This window comes from Hydrogenovibrio sp. (assembly GCF_965140365.1).
Classification (GTDB): Bacteria; Pseudomonadota; Gammaproteobacteria; order Thiomicrospirales; family Thiomicrospiraceae; genus Hydrogenovibrio.
The window spans coordinates 1,822,538-1,843,304 of the sequence record NZ_OZ223196.1; the positions used below are offsets into that span (position 1 = coordinate 1,822,538).

The 20,767-nt window shown below is 40.6% G+C and carries 20 protein-coding genes; 2 read left to right on the top strand and 18 right to left on the bottom strand.

Annotation, left to right across the window (positions count from 1 at the left end):
* Positions 1 to 24: 24 nt before the first annotated feature.
* From AC0KH7_RS08675 to rsmI, 18 genes are all read right to left on the bottom strand, one after another.
* Positions 25 to 1,275 carry a hypothetical protein gene (locus AC0KH7_RS08675; protein ID WP_472372581.1) on the bottom strand — a complete coding sequence of 417 codons (1,251 nt, stop codon included), beginning with the start codon at positions 1,273 to 1,275 and terminating at the stop codon, positions 25 to 27.
* Positions 1,275 to 2,015 carry an acyltransferase gene (locus AC0KH7_RS08680; protein WP_472372583.1) on the bottom strand — a complete coding sequence of 247 codons (741 nt, stop codon included), beginning with the start codon at positions 2,013 to 2,015 and terminating at the stop codon, positions 1,275 to 1,277. Before AC0KH7_RS08680 ends, AC0KH7_RS08675 begins: the two co-directional genes overlap by 1 nt.
* Positions 2,008 to 3,312 (bottom strand): hypothetical protein, encoded by a 1,305-nt coding sequence (locus AC0KH7_RS08685; RefSeq protein WP_472372585.1) that lies wholly within the window; start codon positions 3,310 to 3,312, stop codon positions 2,008 to 2,010. Before AC0KH7_RS08685 ends, AC0KH7_RS08680 begins: the two co-directional genes overlap by 8 nt.
* Entirely contained in the window at positions 3,312 to 4,607 is a 1,296-nt protein-coding gene (locus AC0KH7_RS08690) for a DUF4910 domain-containing protein (protein ID WP_472372587.1), read from the bottom strand. Before AC0KH7_RS08690 ends, AC0KH7_RS08685 begins: the two co-directional genes overlap by 1 nt.
* A gap of 2 nt (positions 4,608 to 4,609) precedes the next feature.
* The gene (locus tag AC0KH7_RS08695; RefSeq protein ID WP_472372589.1) at positions 4,610 to 4,849 is read right to left on the bottom strand and encodes an acyl carrier protein; all 240 of its coding nucleotides are present in this window, start codon (positions 4,847 to 4,849) and stop codon (positions 4,610 to 4,612) included.
* A gap of 10 nt (positions 4,850 to 4,859) precedes the next feature.
* Positions 4,860 to 5,783 (bottom strand): ketoacyl-ACP synthase III, encoded by a 924-nt coding sequence (locus AC0KH7_RS08700; RefSeq protein WP_472372591.1) that lies wholly within the window; start codon positions 5,781 to 5,783, stop codon positions 4,860 to 4,862.
* Positions 5,784 to 5,785: 2 nt separating this feature from the next.
* Positions 5,786 to 6,364, bottom strand: coding sequence for a hypothetical protein (locus tag AC0KH7_RS08705; protein ID WP_472372593.1), 579 nt, complete (start codon positions 6,362 to 6,364; stop codon positions 5,786 to 5,788).
* A gap of 5 nt (positions 6,365 to 6,369) precedes the next feature.
* Positions 6,370 to 7,176, bottom strand: coding sequence for an AAC(3) family N-acetyltransferase (locus AC0KH7_RS08710; RefSeq protein WP_472372595.1), 807 nt, complete (start codon positions 7,174 to 7,176; stop codon positions 6,370 to 6,372).
* The gene (gene pseI / locus AC0KH7_RS08715) at positions 7,173 to 8,219 is read right to left on the bottom strand and encodes a pseudaminic acid synthase (RefSeq protein ID WP_472372597.1); all 1,047 of its coding nucleotides are present in this window, start codon (positions 8,217 to 8,219) and stop codon (positions 7,173 to 7,175) included. The genes AC0KH7_RS08710 and pseI overlap by 4 nt, the downstream gene beginning before the upstream one ends.
* A gap of 1 nt (position 8,220) precedes the next feature.
* A complete protein-coding gene (gene pseH / locus AC0KH7_RS08720) occupies positions 8,221 to 8,739 on the bottom strand; it encodes a UDP-4-amino-4,6-dideoxy-N-acetyl-beta-L-altrosamine N-acetyltransferase (RefSeq protein ID WP_472372599.1) in 519 nt (172 codons plus the stop codon).
* A complete protein-coding gene (pseG, locus tag AC0KH7_RS08725) occupies positions 8,739 to 9,827 on the bottom strand; it encodes a UDP-2,4-diacetamido-2,4,6-trideoxy-beta-L-altropyranose hydrolase (protein WP_472372601.1) in 1,089 nt (362 codons plus the stop codon). Before pseG ends, pseH begins: the two co-directional genes overlap by 1 nt.
* Positions 9,827 to 11,860: an aminotransferase class III-fold pyridoxal phosphate-dependent enzyme gene (locus tag AC0KH7_RS08730; RefSeq protein WP_472372603.1), complete on the bottom strand. Its 2,034-nt coding sequence runs from the start codon at positions 11,858 to 11,860 to the stop codon at positions 9,827 to 9,829. The genes pseG and AC0KH7_RS08730 overlap by 1 nt, the downstream gene beginning before the upstream one ends.
* Complete coding sequence (locus tag AC0KH7_RS08735; RefSeq protein WP_472372605.1) at positions 11,857 to 12,735, bottom strand: aldo/keto reductase; 879 nt, start codon at positions 12,733 to 12,735, stop codon at positions 11,857 to 11,859. Before AC0KH7_RS08735 ends, AC0KH7_RS08730 begins: the two co-directional genes overlap by 4 nt.
* Complete coding sequence (locus tag AC0KH7_RS08740; protein WP_472372607.1) at positions 12,728 to 13,276, bottom strand: GNAT family N-acetyltransferase; 549 nt, start codon at positions 13,274 to 13,276, stop codon at positions 12,728 to 12,730. Before AC0KH7_RS08740 ends, AC0KH7_RS08735 begins: the two co-directional genes overlap by 8 nt.
* Positions 13,273 to 14,430 (bottom strand): UDP-4-amino-4,6-dideoxy-N-acetyl-beta-L-altrosamine transaminase, encoded by a 1,158-nt coding sequence (gene pseC, locus AC0KH7_RS08745; protein ID WP_472372609.1) that lies wholly within the window; start codon positions 14,428 to 14,430, stop codon positions 13,273 to 13,275. The genes AC0KH7_RS08740 and pseC overlap by 4 nt, the downstream gene beginning before the upstream one ends.
* Before the next feature lie 8 nt (positions 14,431 to 14,438).
* The gene (gene pseB, locus AC0KH7_RS08750) at positions 14,439 to 15,440 is read right to left on the bottom strand and encodes a UDP-N-acetylglucosamine 4,6-dehydratase (inverting) (protein WP_472372611.1); all 1,002 of its coding nucleotides are present in this window, start codon (positions 15,438 to 15,440) and stop codon (positions 14,439 to 14,441) included.
* Between the two features lie 32 nt (positions 15,441 to 15,472).
* Positions 15,473 to 17,326 (bottom strand): glutamine--fructose-6-phosphate transaminase (isomerizing), encoded by a 1,854-nt coding sequence (glmS, locus tag AC0KH7_RS08755; protein ID WP_472372613.1) that lies wholly within the window; start codon positions 17,324 to 17,326, stop codon positions 15,473 to 15,475.
* 253 nt (positions 17,327 to 17,579) lie between these two features.
* On the bottom strand, positions 17,580 to 18,449 hold the full coding sequence (gene rsmI, locus AC0KH7_RS08760; RefSeq protein WP_472372615.1) for a 16S rRNA (cytidine(1402)-2'-O)-methyltransferase: 870 nt from the start codon (positions 18,447 to 18,449) through the stop codon (positions 17,580 to 17,582).
* A gap of 369 nt (positions 18,450 to 18,818) precedes the next feature.
* On the opposite strand from rsmI, the gene AC0KH7_RS08765 reads away from it, so the two are divergent.
* Together AC0KH7_RS08765 and AC0KH7_RS08770 are read left to right on the top strand one after the other, a co-directional pair.
* Positions 18,819 to 20,390, top strand: coding sequence for a penicillin-binding protein activator (locus AC0KH7_RS08765; RefSeq protein WP_472372617.1), 1,572 nt, complete (start codon positions 18,819 to 18,821; stop codon positions 20,388 to 20,390).
* The gene (locus AC0KH7_RS08770; protein WP_472372619.1) at positions 20,390 to 20,749 is read left to right on the top strand and encodes a YraN family protein; all 360 of its coding nucleotides are present in this window, start codon (positions 20,390 to 20,392) and stop codon (positions 20,747 to 20,749) included. The genes AC0KH7_RS08765 and AC0KH7_RS08770 overlap by 1 nt, the downstream gene beginning before the upstream one ends.
* The last annotated feature ends 18 nt before the right edge of the window (positions 20,750 to 20,767 follow it).

A 20,767-nucleotide genomic window follows, 5' to 3' on the forward strand; every position in this document is an offset into this window, starting at 1 on the left:
CCAAAGGGTTCAAAATTTTAATTTTTATTGAAACCATATATTCATCAACATATTAAGAGCACCTATAAATATAAGAAACATCACAATATTCTTTACGTCAAAACCATTAAGACCGCCTGCCAATACAACTTGAGACGCAGAAATTACAGCGTAGGAAATAAGCCAGTACTGAACAAGCTCAGTAACGCTAGGGTTGTGATTATTAATAAACAAAACACCCAAAAGCAACAAAAAAGTTAGCAAACCTAATAAGTTAGTTACAATATTAATTTTGTATTTTCTTTCACGCAGAAAAAAACCATCAAGCAAACTGGTTAAGGACCATAAAGCGATACATGAAACCATCATGATAGCCAAAGAGGGTTCAAATTTCGGCAATGCAAGACCCAACGATATAAAATAATAACTGAAGCCATTAAATAAACCATACATACAGGCTGCCCCAATAAAAACGGCAGAGGGAATAATAATGATGAATTTAGAAAAAATTTCATGTTTTGTTTTATAGATATCTTTAAAAAAAAATACCGTTATAAACTGCTGAAAAATAACCGCTATCGCTAGATACCTAAAAAGTAAAGAAAATTCTGCCACCAATTGAGGAGAAATGAAATAACCTAGAATTTTAGGAACATGCAAAACTGCAATAGATAAAAATACTCCCGTAATTATTGACAGATTCTCAGAAAAAGAAAATTCAAACCGACATTGATTAAAGCACTCACTTTTAAAAATCTTAATAAAGAAAAAAAATTGAAAAACAAATACCCAAAAAAAGATCCACAATGCTTCATCAAAACCAATAAAGTCAACACTCACTAGATAAACTGCTAACATCAATGCTAAATAAATAGTTGAATCATTTAATGAAGCAACTCTTCCCATTGCTTTTGAACGAAAAAATGAACCTAAAGCCTGTTGAAGAACAAAAACAATCACAAATGAAAAGGCTAAATAATAAGAATAGCCCCCCCAGTTCATAAAACGTAAAACAAGAAAAACGATTGCCAATAGAAAAGATATTGAAATGATGTACACCATTGCACTAAAAACAGCACTATCTTCCTGTTTTAGTATTCCGAATGATATAGCTCTTGTTGAACCGAACAATAGAAGCAACGCACCAAGGTAGGCTGTCGACAGAGCAAACTCAAGAAAACCATAATCATCTGAGTTTACAACCGAGGCAGCATATAGTGGAGCGATTAATGTAATAAACTTAAAAAAGGAAAATAATGAAAGATCTATTGAAAGTTTTCGAATAACTGTAAGCATTAGTTATCTTTCTTATTTAGAACTGTTTCTATACTACAGGGAGCCTGTTTATATTTTTTAAATGCCTCTTGATAACTTAATTGCAGATGGCGTAAGGGGGGAGAAGCATAAAATCCACCTTGAAAAATTGATTTACTGACAACAGACATTGATCCAATGGTGACCCCAGAACACAGTTTGATGCCTGGGTTAATCAACGACATTGAACCGATGTACACATGGTCTCCGATCCGAATACTTCCATCTATACGAACCCTTTTTCCAGATTTAGAGTCGTGCATATATCCATGTGTCCACAACTGCGATGATTTACCAGCTATAACACTCGAGCACCCTAATATGACTGGCCGAGTACAATCAATAGTATGGCCAGAAGTAATTTTCGAGTATGCCCCTACTTTTAACATTGACTTTCCCCATGTAACCGGTTTATATGAGCGTTTAACATGGTTAAAATTACCCAATGCTGCTTTAAAACCAAGGAAAAAATAAAGGGGGCCTCGTATGTAGTTTAAATGCCCTAAACTCCCACTCGAATTGATTTTTAGATAGTCAACTATACAAAAGTTTAGGTTGCCTACTCGACTTCCACTTTCTAAAAAAACATTTTTAGATAAAATAATGGAATGTCCAATCTTGACATTACGACCTATCTTCCAACCAAATAATCGAAGCAACCAATTTTTTAATATAAACGCAGGAAGCACAAAACAAAAAAAACCACTAATGTATTTAGCCATCTTGCAACACCTTTAAAAAACCTTCAAATACCCTCTGAAGATTATCATTTTCTACACAATCTGGCATTGATAAAGGGTCTGAAATAGTTCCTTCATATGAGTTATCTAATAAATACTTATACCCAGATCCTTGTATATAATTGCTTTCAGGTTTTATGTGCTCGATATTCTTAATAAAAGACAATTCACTTGTCTCAGGAGAAAATAATTTAACCATATGAAAGCTAGGAGAAAAAATGCGTTTGCCAGAAAATAATGCTTCTAGACAAACCGTGCCTGTTACTGAAAATATATAACAAACATCATCAAATATATCCGACATGGATGACCGAGTGGACATAAGCTTTGTATTTTCTAGTTTAGAAACAGTATTTAATAGACCCTCTGTCAGTTCATATTTAACTCTAGGATTTGGCTTAATAAGCAAAGTCCAATCACTTGGAATGTTATCAGCCAAAAATTCAATCAAATCTTCTTGATTATTATATGGATATCCCCAGACATCCAAGTTCGCTTCTGGTTGAAGTTGGAGTGGAAATAATAATGTTTTATTCCAGTCCAAATTAATCTGTTGATTGCAGGCCAAACCATCCCACTTTCGTGCTAAAAGAAAAGTTCTGAAATTTATTTTTAACTTTGCAATCGGTGAAGGTGTGTTGAATCGCTCTCCCATAAGCCAACTAATCAAAGAAAGCTGATAATTTTTTATTTTTTTTAAAAATCTTACATCAAAACCAAATCTATTTTTTCTAGCTTTCATATAAGCCAGATGATAATCTTTTGAAAGTAATTTTTTTTCATCATTCTCATATGCTGATAGGTTTTCATTTGATAAGGTTTCTTCATATGGTTGCAAGGTATCATAAAGTAAAAAAGAAAAACGATTATTTGGATAACGACTCAAAGTAGGATTCAGATATTTAATACTTTCATTCCGGCAAATATCAATTGCCATCAACTCATGAAATAAAGTTGATTCACCAAAAACAAACTTATAGCCCCCTTTTAAAATGACTTTTTTTATTTCATCATAATAATATTGATAGTGATTTACTGGTCTTCTAAAGATATAAGCTAAACGATCCTTTTGCGATAACTCGTAAAAAAAATCATTATTTTTTGAAAAAAATAAATCTTTTTTGGTGGGGTATGGAATAGAAAAAGATTTATGTTTTTTTGGTTTATAAAAATGATTCTGTACTAAAAACTCGACCTCATATCCCTTTTCAATTAATAAATCAGCTATCTCGACCCAAAATTTCGTTTTGGACCGGTTTTCTAAAAATAAAATTTTCATTAAATTACATCCATTTCTTCTAAAAGACCATTTTTAAGAAGTGGATTAGCCAACTCAAATAACTCTGAGACTCGGCAATCAAGTTTTCTTGCTATGTCAATCAAGTCATAATTACCATCAGAATAAGCAATTAAATTGCTTATTAACTTAATCTTATCAAACGTATCCTTAGTACTCACATTAGGATACAAACCTCTTTTTCCCAACTGAGGTTCACACATTACTTGTACTTTAAACTTCCTATTTAGCTCAATACCCTCCAGCGCCTCCTTTACCAAATCATAACCACCTTGTAACCCTTCAGCTGTAACCAGCTGAAGATTATCAAGAGAAGTATGATATTCGGGAAACTCGCCAAACTTTGTTCGCATTAAACAACAAACAGGCAAATCAATCCCAGGGCTACAATATTGCCTCTCATCACTTCCACGTTCGACATATGAATATTCAATAAAATTTTTATCTATAATACTTGCCGCGTATGTAGCAACTTTATCTGCAAAAGTATTACCGATCCTAGATCTCAATATTGAATAGTTTTCATCATCACCAATACAGGTCAAAACGAAACCAGCTAGAGTATTAGCCTTCATTTCCCGCCAATGTTGGCTTAAGTAAACAATAGATCCGATTGTTTCAGGTATAAATATAACCCTATACGTATATTGCCTATCAAGTGACAACAACCAATTCGCTATAGCCATTGTAACAACGGGACCCGATAATTCGTTATTTACCATTGAAGGATGACACACATAAGTAGAAAGAAGAATTTCTTTCTTCTGTTTACCAGGTATTATCAACTCTCCATAGTTCAAAAAACCAGGTTGCAGTTCACTATTAATAACTACACGATATTTTCTTAATCTATCTAAAGACAATCTTTGGTTATGAGTTAAGCAGAAACCCCACCTTCTCGAATAATATGATGTTATATAAGGTATAGCATCAGGTTGACTCGGTAATGAATAGAGATGTTTATCAAGCTCTTCGAAGTTTACCCACTTATCAACAGGCTCTGAATAACCTACCAAATGCAAGTTATTATTTTTAAAGTCTACAATGATATTTCCGTCATCATCTTCTATAAAGGCTTCAGATACATTCCATTCATCAGGTACAGTCCAATCAAAAGCTTTATAACCAGTGGGTACTGATTTTATTTCAAGACCATGTAGTATTTCTTGAATGTAACGTAATGTCTTCCGTACTCCCTCTCCAGTGATACTGCGATTTATCGGAAATAAATCCTCTGCCCACTGATGCATGACCTGGCCAATAGACTGTTCTTTCATTCTCAACCCAATTTTTTATTAACGTAAGCTAAAATATCATTAATAGTTAGAAGTTGATCTATATCAGCATCCGGGATTTCAATCCCAAACGCTTCTTCCATATTGAATAGAACGCCCGAAAAATCTAACGAGTCAATTCCCTGTTCCCCCAATGGCTTTGCAAGGTCTAATGCATTTACATCTTTGACAAGGTTGGCGTTTTCAATCGTTTCTAAAATCTGTTCTACAGTTACTTTGCTCATTTTCTTACTCCTATTTCATTTCAAATATGGCGGATGCCCAAGACAGACCTACGCCAAAACCACTCAAGCCAATTTTTTGGCCTGATTTAAATTGATTTAAATCGTTACTTAACAACATAGGAATGGAAGACGATACGGTATTGCCGTACTCATACATATTAAACACCACTTTTTCAGGCTCTAGACCTAAACGCATAGTGATGGTATCGACAATATATTTACTGCCTTGGTGCAAGTACCATTTGCCTATGTCTCTTTTGTCTAGGTCTAGCCTTTGCAATAGCTTCTCAATCGACTTTGGAACAACACCCGCCGTAAAGTTAAACACGGCTCGCCCATTCATATAAAGCTTATCCTCATTAACGAGATTTTTATAACCTGCACCTTTGGTGCCAAAGTCGTAACCCAAAGCCACCAGGCCTGGTTGATTTTCTTCCAATAAGGTTACAGTCGCTCCATCGCCAAAAATTAATGCTGTATTTTTGTCGTCGGAATCAATAATGTCGGAATAAGGGTCGGCGGTAAATAATAAGCCGGTTTTAAAACCGTTTGCTTGCATAAATGCGCTAATAATCGACAAACCATAAACATACCCGGAACAGCCAAGCGAAATATCAAAACAGGCGCAAGTCTCTGGCAACCCTAGCGCGCTATGAACGATGGCCGAAGTATGCGGAATATTTAAATCTGGATTTTGTGTCACCACCACACAGCAATCCACAGTGCTTTTGTCTAACGCTTTTTTGGTCATCAAGTCTTCAAAAGCTTTGATGCATAAATCTGATGTTTTTTGCTCCGATGCTTTGACAGCACGTTGCACCACACCAATTTTTTCACGAATAAATGTTTCGTCGGTTTCAAACTTTTCAAGCTGGGCTAAGTTTGATACGCGGTTTTCTGGTAGGTAGGTTCCAATCGTTGTAATCGCAATCATCTTTAACCTCTGACCATCGTAAAATACACGCTGCCAATGACTTTACCATCTAGCAAAATATCGCTTTTGGTCAGCCTAAAGTTGAAGTTTTTAATCAGTTCCACTTCTATCAGAGCATCATCCGATATTAATTTTGTTTGTTCTAAGCGGGTAAAATACCACTTACCCTTTTCATCGGGATAGAGAGACTGCAATAAATACTTATTCATCGCGACCAAGTTTTCACATAAAGTAAACCCAGTGACCGCACCCAAACGAATCGTTTGGCTATCAAGATCAATGCTTGTTTTTGCGATAATGTTGTCTTCATCGTACTCATAACGGCATTCAATCGGTTCGCCATTTTCAACAAGCTGATAGTGTTTTTCACTTCCACCTTCTAACCAGCGAATATTGACTTTCGCTTCTGAATTATCAATACCATCTACAACATCCAAGTTGGTGTGGGTAATACCATTAAACTTTAAATCGATTGCACTTAAATCAGAATCAGCAAACTGTTTAAACAACGCGGCGACAATATCCGTGCCATGTGCATAAGCTCGATTGCCTTTAAAACAGAAATTGAGTTTGGTAGTCATAAAATTTATTTCCTATAGGGTCTATTTTTCGGTGGTGAATCAAACCAGCAGTAGATATTCTTTTTGAACTGCGCAACCATTGATTTAAATAATTCATTAGTTTGATAACTATAGATTTTGCCCCGCCCCACATCCGTTTCTTTTACTGATTTACGTGTTTGAAACTCTTCAAAAATCCTTACATTTTTATTTCTTGTCGCTTCAACTTCACGATAAACAACAGGTAAGCAATAACTTTTTTCCACTCCAACACCATTTTGCATTACTTTATGTGGAAACTCTTTTATATACCTATATGGAACATTCATTACGACTTCAGCGTGATGAACCAGGCTACACGTAATGTTTGGCGGCAAACCAAGACTTATGGTTAATGGATTCTTCAAACTTAAGAGCTTGTCATAAGGTGAATCTATTCCATAAGGGTGAATCAAATCTTCCCCGCAAAGATATTCTGCCTTTGGTCCAATGGCACAAAATGACGTAAACGGATGAGAAGAGCGGACACTTCTAGAGTGTTTTATAAAAAAATTTGCAACCGCACCATGCATAGATGGCGTAGTCTTTTTATCAAAAACCTTATCCGTATTGACCAAGTCATGAGTGAATGTAGAAGTCATAATTGTTGTGCTATCGCCAAACACATCAACTAGCGAGTTTAGCAGAGAAACAAGATATTGTTCTCTATTACCAAATTCGCCCAGCCCTAGTTTTCCTAAATCACCGGAAATAAAGATTGCCTCGTGTTCATTGGAAAACTTAAGCGCTTTAAAACAATTTACTAAATCGTCGTATGTATAGTGATATCTCATTTTATTACTTCAAAACTCATAGGTTGGCCTTTAGAAATATATCCTTTCGCAACTTTACCAATCACAAGGTCTAAATACTTCGGAGGTAAACCATAGCCAGGCCTAATGCTTTTAACATGCTCTGAGGTAATGGTTTCACCCGCTTTAATGTCTTTTACAAAGTACAACGAGCGTCTAAATTTAACATTGCCTTGTTCGCTAGATTTTCGGCCATAATCCACTTTCCCTAGGGCTTGCCAGGCGGTTTTAGCGTTATCACATAGCGCTTTCAGCTCTAATTCTTCGAGTGAAAAGCTATCATCAGGCCCGCCGCCATTTCGGTCAAGCGTGACGTGTTTTTCGATAATGGACGCACCTAGCGCGACACTGGCGATCGCAGTTGTATTATCTAAGGTGTGATCTGAAAGCCCGACCGGAACACCAAAACATTGTTGCATGTCTGGAATTGTCAACAAGTTGTAGTCTTCTGCCGGCGCGGGATAACCACTGACGCAATGCAAAATTGCAAGCTCCTTACACCCTCCCTCTCTTGCAGCATCAATGGCTTCTTGAATTTCTTCCGCATCGGCCATCCCCGTGGAAATAATCATCGGCTTACCAGTTTGCGCGACATATTTGATTAAGGGTAAATCAACCGCTTCAAAACTGGCGATTTTATAGGCGGGTACATTTAAATCTTCGAGTAAATCGACTGCCGTGTTATCAAATGGTGAACTAAAAATGGTGATATCGAGCTTTCTGGCGTAATCAAATAGGAGCTTATGCCAATCCCACGGCATATACGCACTATCATAAAGCTCATAGAGGCTTTGCCCATGCCAAAGGCCTCCTTCAATCATAAATTCCGGAGTGCGCATATCCATGGTAATTGTGTCAGGACGATAGGTTTGCAACTTGACTGCATCTGCTCCAGAACGCTTCGCCATCTCAATAATTTTATAAGCATTTTGAATATCGCCATTATGATTTGCTGACATTTCTGCTATCACATAAGGTGGACAGTCCGAGCCAACTAAACGATTGTCAATTTTAAACTTTAGCATCTTATTCTTTACCACTTTGAATTCGTTTTTGCATACAAATGACACATTGATCATTTATTCGTTTTTCTGCCGTCTTAGTAAAGCCATTTTTTTCATAAAAATTTATCGCTCGTATATTTTTTTCAAACACTTCCAACTTTAAGCACTTTAGCTCCAATATGTCTTGAGCATATTGTATGGCGACTTCTTCAAGGATTCGACCTGCGCCAGTGATTGACACAAAGGGATTAGCATACAAGCCAAAATCTGCCGCCCTCTCGGTTTGGTTAATGTTTATAAAATTTATAGAACCGACAATACTTTCGTTCTGTTTAACAATAAAATACTTTTTGAGTGCATCAGATTTTAGTTTCTCGACAAAATCAAAGTGTTGCTGCTCGCTAATATCTTCTTGGTTATACATCCACTTCTTTATATCAGGATGATTTCGCATTTTAAGCACACAAAACGAGTCATCTCTGGATGCATCAGTAAAGTTTAACAACGTCAACTGACCAAAGTTTTGTGTATCAATCTGCATTAGGTAAATTCCTGCATCGTCTCAACCACCCATTTAAGGCCTTGACCATCGACAAACTCCGAAGCATTTTTTACCAGCAAAGTTATTTTTGATTTTGCCTCAGTCACTAGGCCTGGTAGTTTTTGGATTTCATCCAGCAATATGACAATATGATCTTTTTCCAAAGCATTGGCAATTTGGCGCTGGTTGTCGGCAATCACCATTTGAATGGTTGGCAAACCCAAACAACAGCGCTCCCAGGTCGTGGCACCTGCCGCGCCGATTGCTAAGTCGGCATTCGCCATAATTTCGGCCATATTACTGACATTGGTTTGTACAGTCGTTTTGATTGACAGGGTTTGTGCTTGTTGTTCCACCGTTTCCAAGTGCGGGGCGGTTGCCCCCATCACCACAATGATTTCTTTAATGGTTGTTTGTTGCAGTTTATCAAGTTGCTGCAACACTTGCCCGGTGTAGTTATCTGGGTCAACGCCACCCATCGTTACCAACAGCGTTTCAATTTCTTTTTGATTCGCACGGCGCTTCAAACTGATTTCCCGCCATTGCGCAAACTCAGGTCTTAAAAGCGCATAAGTCGGACCGGCTAAAATCTTACAGGTTTCCGGCACGAGGTTTTGATACTTTTCAGAGTTAGAACCGTAGTTTTGGTCCACCAGCAAATCACACTCATGGTTTCGATCACCCAGATCATCAATCACCATGAGCTTTTGGTAATAAGGCTCTAGCAGTTTTTGCCAGGCCTGGTCAATTGCATAATGATCCACAACCAGCCAATCCGGCTGGATTTCTTCCAAAATTGACTGACAGTCTTTTGCGTCCTGTTGTTGCGTGACTTCGAGCCATTCTGAATGAAACAACTTAGGAAATTCTTTTAATCCTGTTTGTTCAGAATCACTTGAACTAGTGACAAGCGTATGAACGGTAAACCCTTGTTGGCGAATTTTTTCGATTAAATTGCCTACATTATCCCGACAAATAAACTGAACTTCCGCATCCTTTTCAACTAAAGCTTTAGCTAAGGTGATGCAGCGCATCACATGCCCTGTGCCGATCTTAATTGAAGCATCGGTTCGGAATACAATTCGCATTAGTTTAAACGCTTAAAACCAGCATGACATATAGGGCCATCAAGCAACGTACTCACATTTCGTCCCTCTTCACATTCTTTAATGAGTGCGAAAATTGGTTCAAGATTTTCAAAGTAGCCGTCCAAAATCTCAGGCGTATGTTCAGTACATACATAAACCGCATTACTTGCTAAATAACCTTTTTTCAACATCTCTTGGGTAATCAAAGTCTTATATGCCAGTGCATCCTCAGATGAAAAGGAAAAACCAGAAAGCGCAGGCAAACCCCAGCGCTTTATTTCAAGTTGATACTTATCCGCAAGGTTTTGCCATCGAGTTGAAACTTGAGTACCTGTTTGTGTAATTTGTTCCCAGGAACGGGTCTTCTCCATAACCTCTAAAGTTTTTATTGCTGCAGACGGTCCAATACGTTCTGTCCAAAAAGTGCTACTGATAAAAGTTTTCTGAGCCGCTTGCATCACTTCAGCACGACCAATACAAGCAGAGATAGCATAACCATTACCAAGAGCTTTTGCGAAAATTGCCATATCTGGCTCAACGCCATATTTTTTATGCAACCCTCCAAAGGTTTCTCTAAACCCTGAAGTACATTCATCAAAAATAAGTACAATTTTATTTTCGGTCGCCAAATTCCTAACCTTTTGCAAGAAGTCATCTTCCGGACCAGCGTTTCGAGAAACTTCCATTTTTATGGCTGCAATTTGTCCTGGGTTGGATTTAATAAGATTTTCCAACTCATCAATTCTGTTGTAATTAAAAGGTAGCGTGGTGCCAATTAGGCCTCTTGGCACCCCATTTGGCTCCAAGCCAGGTAGAAGATGTCCATCGAGGTTCTTATCATCCCTTAAATTAGTAGATAGATACCAATCATGCCAACCATGGTAACCGCATATCGCAATTTTGTCTCGCCCAGTCGCTGCTCGAGCAATGCGAACCGCAATAGAGTTAATCTCTCCTCCTGAACGAGCAAGGCGCACCATATCAGCCCACGGGTGAAGCTCAACAAGCTTTTCAGCTAAATACACCTCTTCTGGACAGTTAAATGTAGACATATTGCCATTTCGTACAGTTTGCATGACCGCTTCATCTACTTCTGGGTGACCATAACCAAGAGTATTGGTACCAATTCCCATAATAGACATGTCAATGTATTGGTTATCATCCATATCCCAAACCGTACACCCCTTAGCCTTACTAAAATAAGCGGGCCACTTCTCAGGCAGAAACATTTCAGGTCGTTTGGACAACAACATATTGCCGCCAGGAATAATTCTTTTTGCCCTTTTATACAGTTTTTGACCTGTTCCCATAGTTTCACCTTCATTACGCTTAGTTTCTGAGTTCATTTCAAATAATTCTGGGGAGTTTTTATATAAATCCAAAACTTCTGTCCATGAAAAAGAGTTATTAGGATAAAAGTGTTCGAAAACAGCTTCTATCACTATGAGATCTTCAGGGTCATCGACAGTCCAACGAAGAGCCGATAGATCTTCAACATTAGTCATTCCTGCTTTTGAAATACTTTCATTATTTCTTAGATAAGGTGTGACATGCTCCCTATCAAAAGAAGAGGTGGCTTCAGTCTGAGCTTTGGATAATGCACCAAAAGAAAAAACTTCTATATCAAGGCCATCAGGATAAGTAGGAGGAGTGATATTACTAAAATAATCAACCTTAGCCGCCTTAAACTCTTTGATGCACTTATCTACCAACTCAAAATCAACCAAAGGGCAATCACCAGTTATTCTCACAATAACATCTGCACTAGACTCTTTTGCTGCATTGTAAAAACGGTTTAAAACATCAACTTCACTTCCCCGTGTGCATTGATAACCCAATGACTCTACAAAATCCTGCAAAATATCATTTTTTTTATCTTCAGAGCTTGCCACAACAATTTGATCAAGTTCATTTGAACAAGAAAGCCTTTCGAGCAGCAACTCAATCATAGGCTTGCCATTTATATCCTTCATAACCTTATTTGGCAACCTAGTCGACCCCATCCGGGCTTGAACAATCGCAACTATTTTCATAATTTATTCCAATTTGAGGGGTTAAGTAACATAGAATCATCTGTCTTCAAGGCCTCGGGAACAGGTAGGTAATCTAAGTTCTTTACATTATTAACTATTTGCTGCAATTGAAGACTAGAATCCACCCCAACAATAACCTTAGAGATCTCTTGTCGCTTCATTAAACCTGCTAAACATGCTGTCATGGGGCTTACACCATTGTTAGCGCACCACTGGTCTAGCTGACTGAAAAGCCCATTCCAACGTTTAAATTTATGTTGACGTTGTTCAGCAGGCATAAGCAAAACACCTTGAAGAAAAGCAGAGCGCACATGAACTTCAACACCTTTTTTTTGCAGTTCAATCAACCACTTATCCCACCTATTATCAAGTATATTAAGAGGAAGCTGAACTAAATCGATATCATAGTTTGGAATAAGCTTCTCTAAATCAGCTGGCTCATATACTGATATTCCGATTTTTTTTGACAAGTTTAATTCTTTTAGTTTGTTTAGAGCCTTATAAAGTTCATGACCATTATTTGAAAGTAATTCCAATGGACGATGAAGCAAAACTCCATTTAACTTTCTACAGCCAAGCCTTTTGGAAGATGCTTTGATCGAATCGATAACCCAACCATGAACTTCTGCTGGAGCTAACTCGAGACAACTTGGTAACTTTGTAATAACATCAAACCCCTCAACGCCAGCCGTTCCTAGAACACTTTCAGCATTACCATAAGCAATGGCAGTATCGAGAGCTAAAATACCTTCTGATCTAGCTAATGCTAGGGTTTCTTTGACCATTTCAATGGATGGCTTGCCAACTTTGTTAGCTACACCATATTCAACACCAAACTGAGCACTACCCAATGCGAGTTTTTTTATCTCAATCATTCAAAATACCCAGCTTAAAAACACCCTGTCGTCCATCAACACCCTCAACTTGAGATTCAAGAAAACCCTCAATAGAAAAACGACATTTCCTTAAAACTTTTAACGAACCTAAGTTTTTTTCATAGACTCCAGCACAAATTTTTTTCAAACCTAACTGCTTAAACCCAAAATCAACAACTGTTGCTATCATCTCAGTCGCTAAACCTTTCCCCCAGTACTTTTTTTCACCAATAAAATATGAAACATCACCAGTTAAATGAATCCGATTAATTAGACCAAGCTTTATATTACCAATATGAATTAAACCGCCTTCATCTCTAATAAAAACTCCAAAAAGATATGCTTCATCACTTAAATAACACTGGCGAACAAATTCAGAACAGCTTTTTAATGTTTGATTAACAAACCTAGTCTCTAAGAATTGATTTATATCAACATCATTCAACCAATCAACATAAACCTGAGTAACATCATCTTCACTTAAAATTCTTAAGCACAACCTTTCTGTTTTTAATTCGACCAACTTTTTATCCAAAATCACAATAAAACCTTCTTCAACACTTTAACCACTGCATCTTGTTGCTCGTATGTCATTCTGTGAAATAACGGAATACTGATTGCCCGGCTGTAATAATGCTCTGCGTTTGGGAAATCACCTTGTTTAAAGCCCTTTTGCAGATAATAAGGTTGTGTGTGTACCGGAATGTAATGCAGGTTGACGCCAATGCCGTTATGGCGGAGTTCTTCAAAGATTTGCCGATGCGTTTTGCTTACCTTGTCCAGTTCAATCTGAATCGGATAAAGATGCAAAGCGGAATGGGCATCGGGATTTTGACCAGGCCTGGTCAAAGGCAAATCATTAAGCAATTCATCATAGCGCTCTTGTAGCTGATGACGCGTAGCAACAAAGTCATCGAGTCGCTTCATTTGCGAGACACCTAAGGCCGCTTGCATTTCTGTCATGCGGTAGTTGAAGCCTAGATCAATTTGCTGATAATACCAGCCGCCTTCGGATTCTTTGGTCATTAACTTCGGATCACGAGTCACACCATGACTTCGTAAGAATTGCATTTTTTCGGCCAGGTCGGGTTGATTGGTGGTGGCTAGCCCCCCTTCTGCGGTGGTGATGATTTTAACCGGATGAAAGCTGAATACGGTGATATCTGAATATTGGCATCCGCCAACAGGCTTATCAAGGTACTTTCCTCCAATGGCGTGTGATGCATCTTCGATGATCTTAAAACCGTATTCTTGACTAAGCTGATGAATGCGTTTCATGTCGCAAGATTGACCGGCAAAGTGCACTGGAATGACGATTTTTGGCAGATTATTGTCGGCTTTAGCTTGGATAAGTTTTTGTTCCAGCTTGTCCGCACACATATTGTAGGTTTCCAGATCGATATCGACGAAATCAACTTTAGCGCCGCAATATAGCCCGCAATTGGCTGAAGCCACAAAGGTATTTGGGCTTGTCCAAAGGCTATCACCCTCCCCAAGATCTAAAGCAAGACAGGCAATATGCAAAGCCGATGTCGCACTATTCACCGCGACACCATATTTTGCACCACAATAATCTGCCACTGTTTTTTCAAACAAAGGAACTTGCGGGCCTTGGGTGAGAAAGTCCGATTGCAGAACGTCCAGCACTGCATCAATATCTTGTTGGTTAATATCTTGTTTGCCGTAGGGAATCATGATTTAGCTCAAATTGAGTCAATGTTTTTAGCCATGTCTAAAAAGGCTTCATGCGTAAGCCAATCATCATTATTACCGGAATGGTATTCAAAACCTTGCTCAACAGGTTTACCCTCTTCACCTAGCTTGTTTTTAGTAAAGTCTGACTTATGCGCAAATTGAATGGTCGGGCAGATGACATAATGATCTTTAAACTCTAGCGTCAAATGACTATCATCGGCTGGGCACATGATTTCATGCAGCTTTTCACCAGGCCTGATACCAATAATTTTGATAGGCAAATCGGGTGCCATAGCTTTTGCGAGTTCAGTCATATACATAGATGGAATTTTGGGAACAAAAATTTCACCGCCTTGCATACGTTCAAAGTTTTTAAGGACAAACTCAACACCTTGGCGAAGCGTAATCATAAAACGTGTCATATCGGCATGGGTAATTGGCAGCTCTGTTGCGCCATCCGCAATGAGTTTTCTGAAAAACGGTACAACCGAACCACGTGAACCAACAACATTACCATAGCGCACCACTGCAAAACGTGTTTCACGCCCGCCAACCATATTGTTGGCCGCGACAAATAATTTGTCCGAAGCCAGCTTTGTCGCGCCATAAAGGTTAATTGGGTTCGCGGCTTTATCAGTAGATAAAGCAATGACTTTTTTAACGTTATTCTTGATCGCCGCTTTAATTACATTTTCCGCACCGTTTACATTGGTTTTAATGCATTCCATTGGGTTGTATTCAGCCGCTGGCACTTGCTTCATAGCCGCCGCATGAATGACATAATCCACACCTTCCATGGCTTCTAGCATTCTGCTTGGGTCTCTGACATCTCCAATAAAATAACGCATACAGTCATCGTTGTACCTTTGTTGCATTTCAAACTGCTTTAACTCATCACGGGAAAAAATGATGATTTTCTTAGGTTTATATTTTTCCAAAATAATTTGAGTGTACTTTTTACCAAAAGAACCCGTACCACCTGTGATAAGAATTACTTGATTATTAAACATTATTTAATTTTATCCTTTTTTATAGAAAAAACTTATTCGACCGTGACGCTTTTGGCGAGATTACGAGGCTGATCTACATCCGTGCCTTTGATCAAAGCCACGTGATAGCTCAACAATTGAAGTGGAATATTAAAGGTAATCGGCGCGGTAATTCGACCCACATTACTCGTGGCCTTAACGACTTTCATACCACCTTCGGAGTTTGTATTGGCCTGCTCATCTTCGAACACAATCATTTGTCCGCCACGCGCTTTGACTTCCTGAAGGTTAGACTTTAGTTTTTCCAACAAATCATCATGTGGCGCAATCGCAATCACAGGAATATGTTCGTCAATCAATGCTAAAGGCCCATGCTTTAATTCACCGGCCGGATAAGCTTCAGCATGAATGTAGCTGATTTCTTTCAGCTTCAGAGCCCCTTCCATAGCGATGGGGTACATAGTGCCGCGCCCCAAGAAAAGCGCACTATCCTTGTCCGCAAAGCTTTGAGCAATTTCTTTAATATCGTTTTCATGAGTCAGCGCTTTTTGCAGCAGGCCTGGCAGTTTTTGCAACCCGTGAATGATTTTGCGTTCTTGGGTTTCGGACATCAAATGCAACGCTTTACCAAGCGCCGTCACCAGCAAAGACAAGGCGACTAATTGAGTGGTAAAAGCCTTAGTGGAGGCGACACCGATTTCCGGCCCGGCATGGGTTAAGAAGGTTAAATCGGATTCGCGCGTTAAACTGGATTCGGGCACATTACAGATCGACAAGGTGGCAATCGTTTTATCCCCTTTCAGGGCCTTGATTTGTTGAAGGGCGGCCAGGGTATCAGCGGTTTCACCGGACTGACTGATCGTCACAAAAAGCGTATGATCGAGTAGCACCGGATTGCGGTAACGATATTCACTCGCCACTTCCACCTGACACGGCAAGCCGATAATGTCTTCAAACCAATACTTCGCCACCAAGCCGGCATGATAGCTGGTGCCACAGGCAATAATCTGCACCTGCCGAACCGTTTGAAAAATGGTTTCAGCATCATGACCAAAAGCCGACACTAACATATGATTTTGTGTAATCCGACCTTCCAATGTATCAACGACCGCCTGGGGCTGCTCGAAAATTTCTTTATGCATATAGTGACGATGATCACCCAGATCCACGGAATGCATACTCAAAGAAGACTGTTTGATTTCTCGTGCGACTTGCTGCCCATTTACATCATAAATATTGACACTTTCACGGGTAATTTCAGCGACATCCCCCTCTTCAAGAAAGATAAAGCTCTGCGTGACTGGCAACAAAGCGGACACATCCGAGGCGATAAAATGCTCTCCGATGCCAACGCCAATCACTAAAGGACTGCCCTTACGAGCCGCAATCAAGGTATCTGGATACTCAACCGACACCACGCCTAACGCATAGGCCCCTTCAAAATGCGCAATGGCTTTTTGCACGGCTTCAAGCAGTGTTTGAGATGATTTCAGTTGCTCGTGCACACAGTGCGCGACAACTTCCGTATCGGTATCGGAGGTAAAGCGATAGCCTTCGGTAACTTGGTGTTTTTTCAGGGATTGATAGTTTTCAATAATACCGTTATGAACAACGGCAACTTGATTATTGCAAACGTGTGGGTGCGCATTATTTTCGGCGGGCACGCCATGTGTGGCCCAACGGGTATGGGCAATGCCAATTTGGCCGGAAAGCGGGTGCTTGGCTTCTGCAATTTTGGCTTCCAAGCTTTTTATTTTTCCCAAAGCCCGAACGCGTTGGATGGTGTTTTCAGAATCCAGAACCGCGACACCGGAAGAATCGTAACCACGATATTCCAACCTTTTTAGGCCTTCCAATAAAATCGGAACCAAATTCCGCTCGGCAATACCGCCCACAATTCCGCACATAAATTCGTTACTTCTTTTTTATTGACTCTATTTTATTAATTCTAAGTTCTTCTAATAGGGTGTTGCATTCACGCTTTTATATTAGTGCAACATAATACCTTATTCGAGCATTTTTATGGGCGATTTATGCCGATTCTAACAACTTTTTTAAGTATTTTTCACCCTAAAGAAAACATGTTACACATCTGTAAACAATAAATAAAAATACGAAAAATTCTTATTTAAATACTTTCTGTAGAAATAGCGATAAATACTAATCTTTACGCTCTAAAACCGATTGGTACACCACCTTTTTTTTCAAACCGAAAAAGCTCGCCACAATTTCCGAAATCTGTTTCACCGGCAAGGATTGCGCCAGCAATATTTGAATCAAATTTTCCGCTTCAGCACTCAGCGCCGAGGCATCAACCTCCACCACGGCACAGCCCGACAAAATCAACACAAATTCACCGCGTACTTTATCGGGATGTTGTTCAAAAAAGGATAAAACCGCTTCTACACCACCAGAAACAAACATTTCGAACTGTTTCGTCAGCTCTTTGGCGACGACCATTTCCCGATCCGGACCAAACACTTCTTTGAAAGCCGCCAGGCTTTCCAACAACCGGTGCGGCGATTCATAAAACACCATGGTTCTCGGTTCAGCCACCAAGGCTTCTAAAGCATGCAAACGTTTTTGTTTTTTCGCCGGCAAAAATCCCTCAAACGTAAATCGGTTAGTCGGCATCCCCGCCGCACTCAAGGCCGCAATCATCGCAGACGCTCCCGGTACTGGCTCCACTCGCACCTGCGCGTCACGCAATAAGCTCACCAGATGATATCCCGGGTCACTGATCAACGGTGTCCCGGCATCGGAAATCAACGCCCCCGTTTCGCCTTTTTCCAAACGTGCCAGCAATTCGTCCCGCCGTTCCAATTCGTTATGATCATGCAAACTGATCAAAGGCTTATTCACCCCATAATGCTGCAACAGTCTTTTGGAATGTCGCGTGTCCTCCGCCGCCACCCAATCGACCGATTCCAGCACTTCCAGTGCGCGCAAGGTAATATCCTTCAAATTCCCGATGGGCGTCGCGACAATGTATAAGCAACCCGGCATCGCAGTTTGAGATTCTGTCATCATTTCAGTCATTCATTTTTACCTGTTTCGCCGTGACGTCTATCGAACACACAAGGACGTCATCATTCAATCCTTTCGTGACGGTCATGACATTATCAATTTCAACGTAATTCGTTATAATGAGAGCTCTGCACGAGATGGATGCACGGATAAAAATGGCTAAAATTTCCCTGAATGTCGTTGAAAAACTGGCAAATAGCTCGCTATTCGCTGCGTTTTCCGCCTAATTCAGAAAAATTTTATCTCATTTTTCTATCGCGCCCCACTCATGCAAAGCTCTCATAATGATTACAATATTTCAATCGCGACCATTTCACACAAACTTAAACGCGAACTTAAACGCAATATATAACTTGGGCCATTCTAACCAAAATGCTTAAACAAATCGCTATCATCCCCGTCCTTTTCTTCTCGGTTTTATGGCTGTCGAGCTGTAGCACCCCGTCCACAAAAATCGAAACCGTCGAAAAGGTCATGACCGACCCCAAAAGCAGCGCGGCCGAAAAGCAAGCCATTCTGCTAGAGCTTGAAGGCGCGATTCGAGAGGCTAAAAAGCGCCAGGCCTGGCCGGATTATATTCAATTGAGCCAATCGCTATGGCAAAAAGTCGGCCCATCCGATCAGCTCGCGATTGAATACCAAATCTGGTCCACGCTAAAGCAACTGCCGCCGAAAACCCTGGCACAATTACAAGCTCAGGCAGAAACCAATCAAAACATTGAACTACTCGACTGGCTCGCATTGGTCGAGGCCACACAACAGCGCCCGATTTGGCAAAAACAATCCCTGCAAGATCTGGCCGAGTTCAATACCGGCGCGCTCTACAACGAACATTTACTCCCCCAACTTCAAACCCGACTGAAGCACCCGGTTTCCGTTAAACACCTTGCCGTGCTCCTGCCGTTCAGCGGTCAATACGCCAACATCAGCGAACAGATTCGTGACGGCATTCTGAAAAACCACTTCGCACACCAACGCGATACCATCATCCGCTTTTACGACAGCTCGGATTTGAACAATCTCCAACAAACCTATTTAAACGCCGTTCACCAAGGTGCCGAATGGATCATTGGCCCACTCACCAAAGAAGCCGTGGAAACCTTAGCCGCCTTAAAACCAAACAACCTGATTGCCTTGAATCACGTGGAGCAAAGCCAGGTGAAACAATTCAATTTCAAATCGGAATCCGAAGCGTTTCAAATCAACCAGAAACTGCAATACAACAATATGAAACGCATCGGCATACTTACCAGCACCGCCAATTCCGATGCCGCCCTGGCCTCGCAAATCGCCGGGGACTGGAAACAAACCAAAGGCCATGTCGCGGTACTCAAAAGCTACCCAACCAAAAACCCGAATCTGCGTAAAGCCCTCGGCAGCGTCATCAACGAAACCAACAGCCAAGCTCGCAAAAACAACCTTTACTGGCTGTTCCGGGAAAAAATTGAATTCACGCCTCGCACCCGCCAAGATTTAGATGCCATCGTGCTGGTCGGTAACACGCGCCGCTTGGGCGTTTTCAAACCGCAGTTCAAATTTTTCGAACTGGATTTACCGATTTACGGCACCTCGAAAATCACCCCGGCTCAACTGGATAAAACCCCGGCCAATCGCGACCTCAGTGATTTGATTTTCCCAACCATGCCCGCCGCGCTTAAACCGACGCCGCTCAACACACCTTTTGAAGCCTTCGGTTGGGACAGCCTGACCATTGTCATGAATCAGGACAACCTGGCACCCGGCGTTTGTTTAAACAACGGCATGACGGGAAGGCTCTCCATTCAGGAAAACGAAATCGACCACGACTATGTCTGGGGCAAATACAGCTCGGCAGGCCTGGCTGAAAAAGCGCCTGACATTCGACCATCCGAAACACAAGAAACAACACCGGAAACACCGCCACAAGAAACCGGCTCCAACCTATTGGAAACGGCGCAAAACTAATGGGCTGGTTCAGCCAGAATAAAGGACGGCAAGCGGAACAAAACGCCAAACACTGGCTGAACCAACGCGGCATTAAAATCCTCGCCGAAAACCATCGCTGCAAAGGCGGTGAAATCGACCTCATTGCACTGGATGCCGACAGCACCTTGATTTTCATTGAAGTCAAAGCGCGCCAAAACCGCGGTTACGGCCACGCCACCGAGTTTGTCGATACCCGCAAACAACAGCGCATCCGGCGCTGCGCCGAAGCTTTCCTGCTTCAACACAGCAATTACCAAAACCACGCCATGCGTTTTGACGTTCTCGCCTTTCACGACAACACGTCAAACACACCGGAATGGCTGCAAAACGCCTTTTAACGTCGGCTTTTTGCAGAC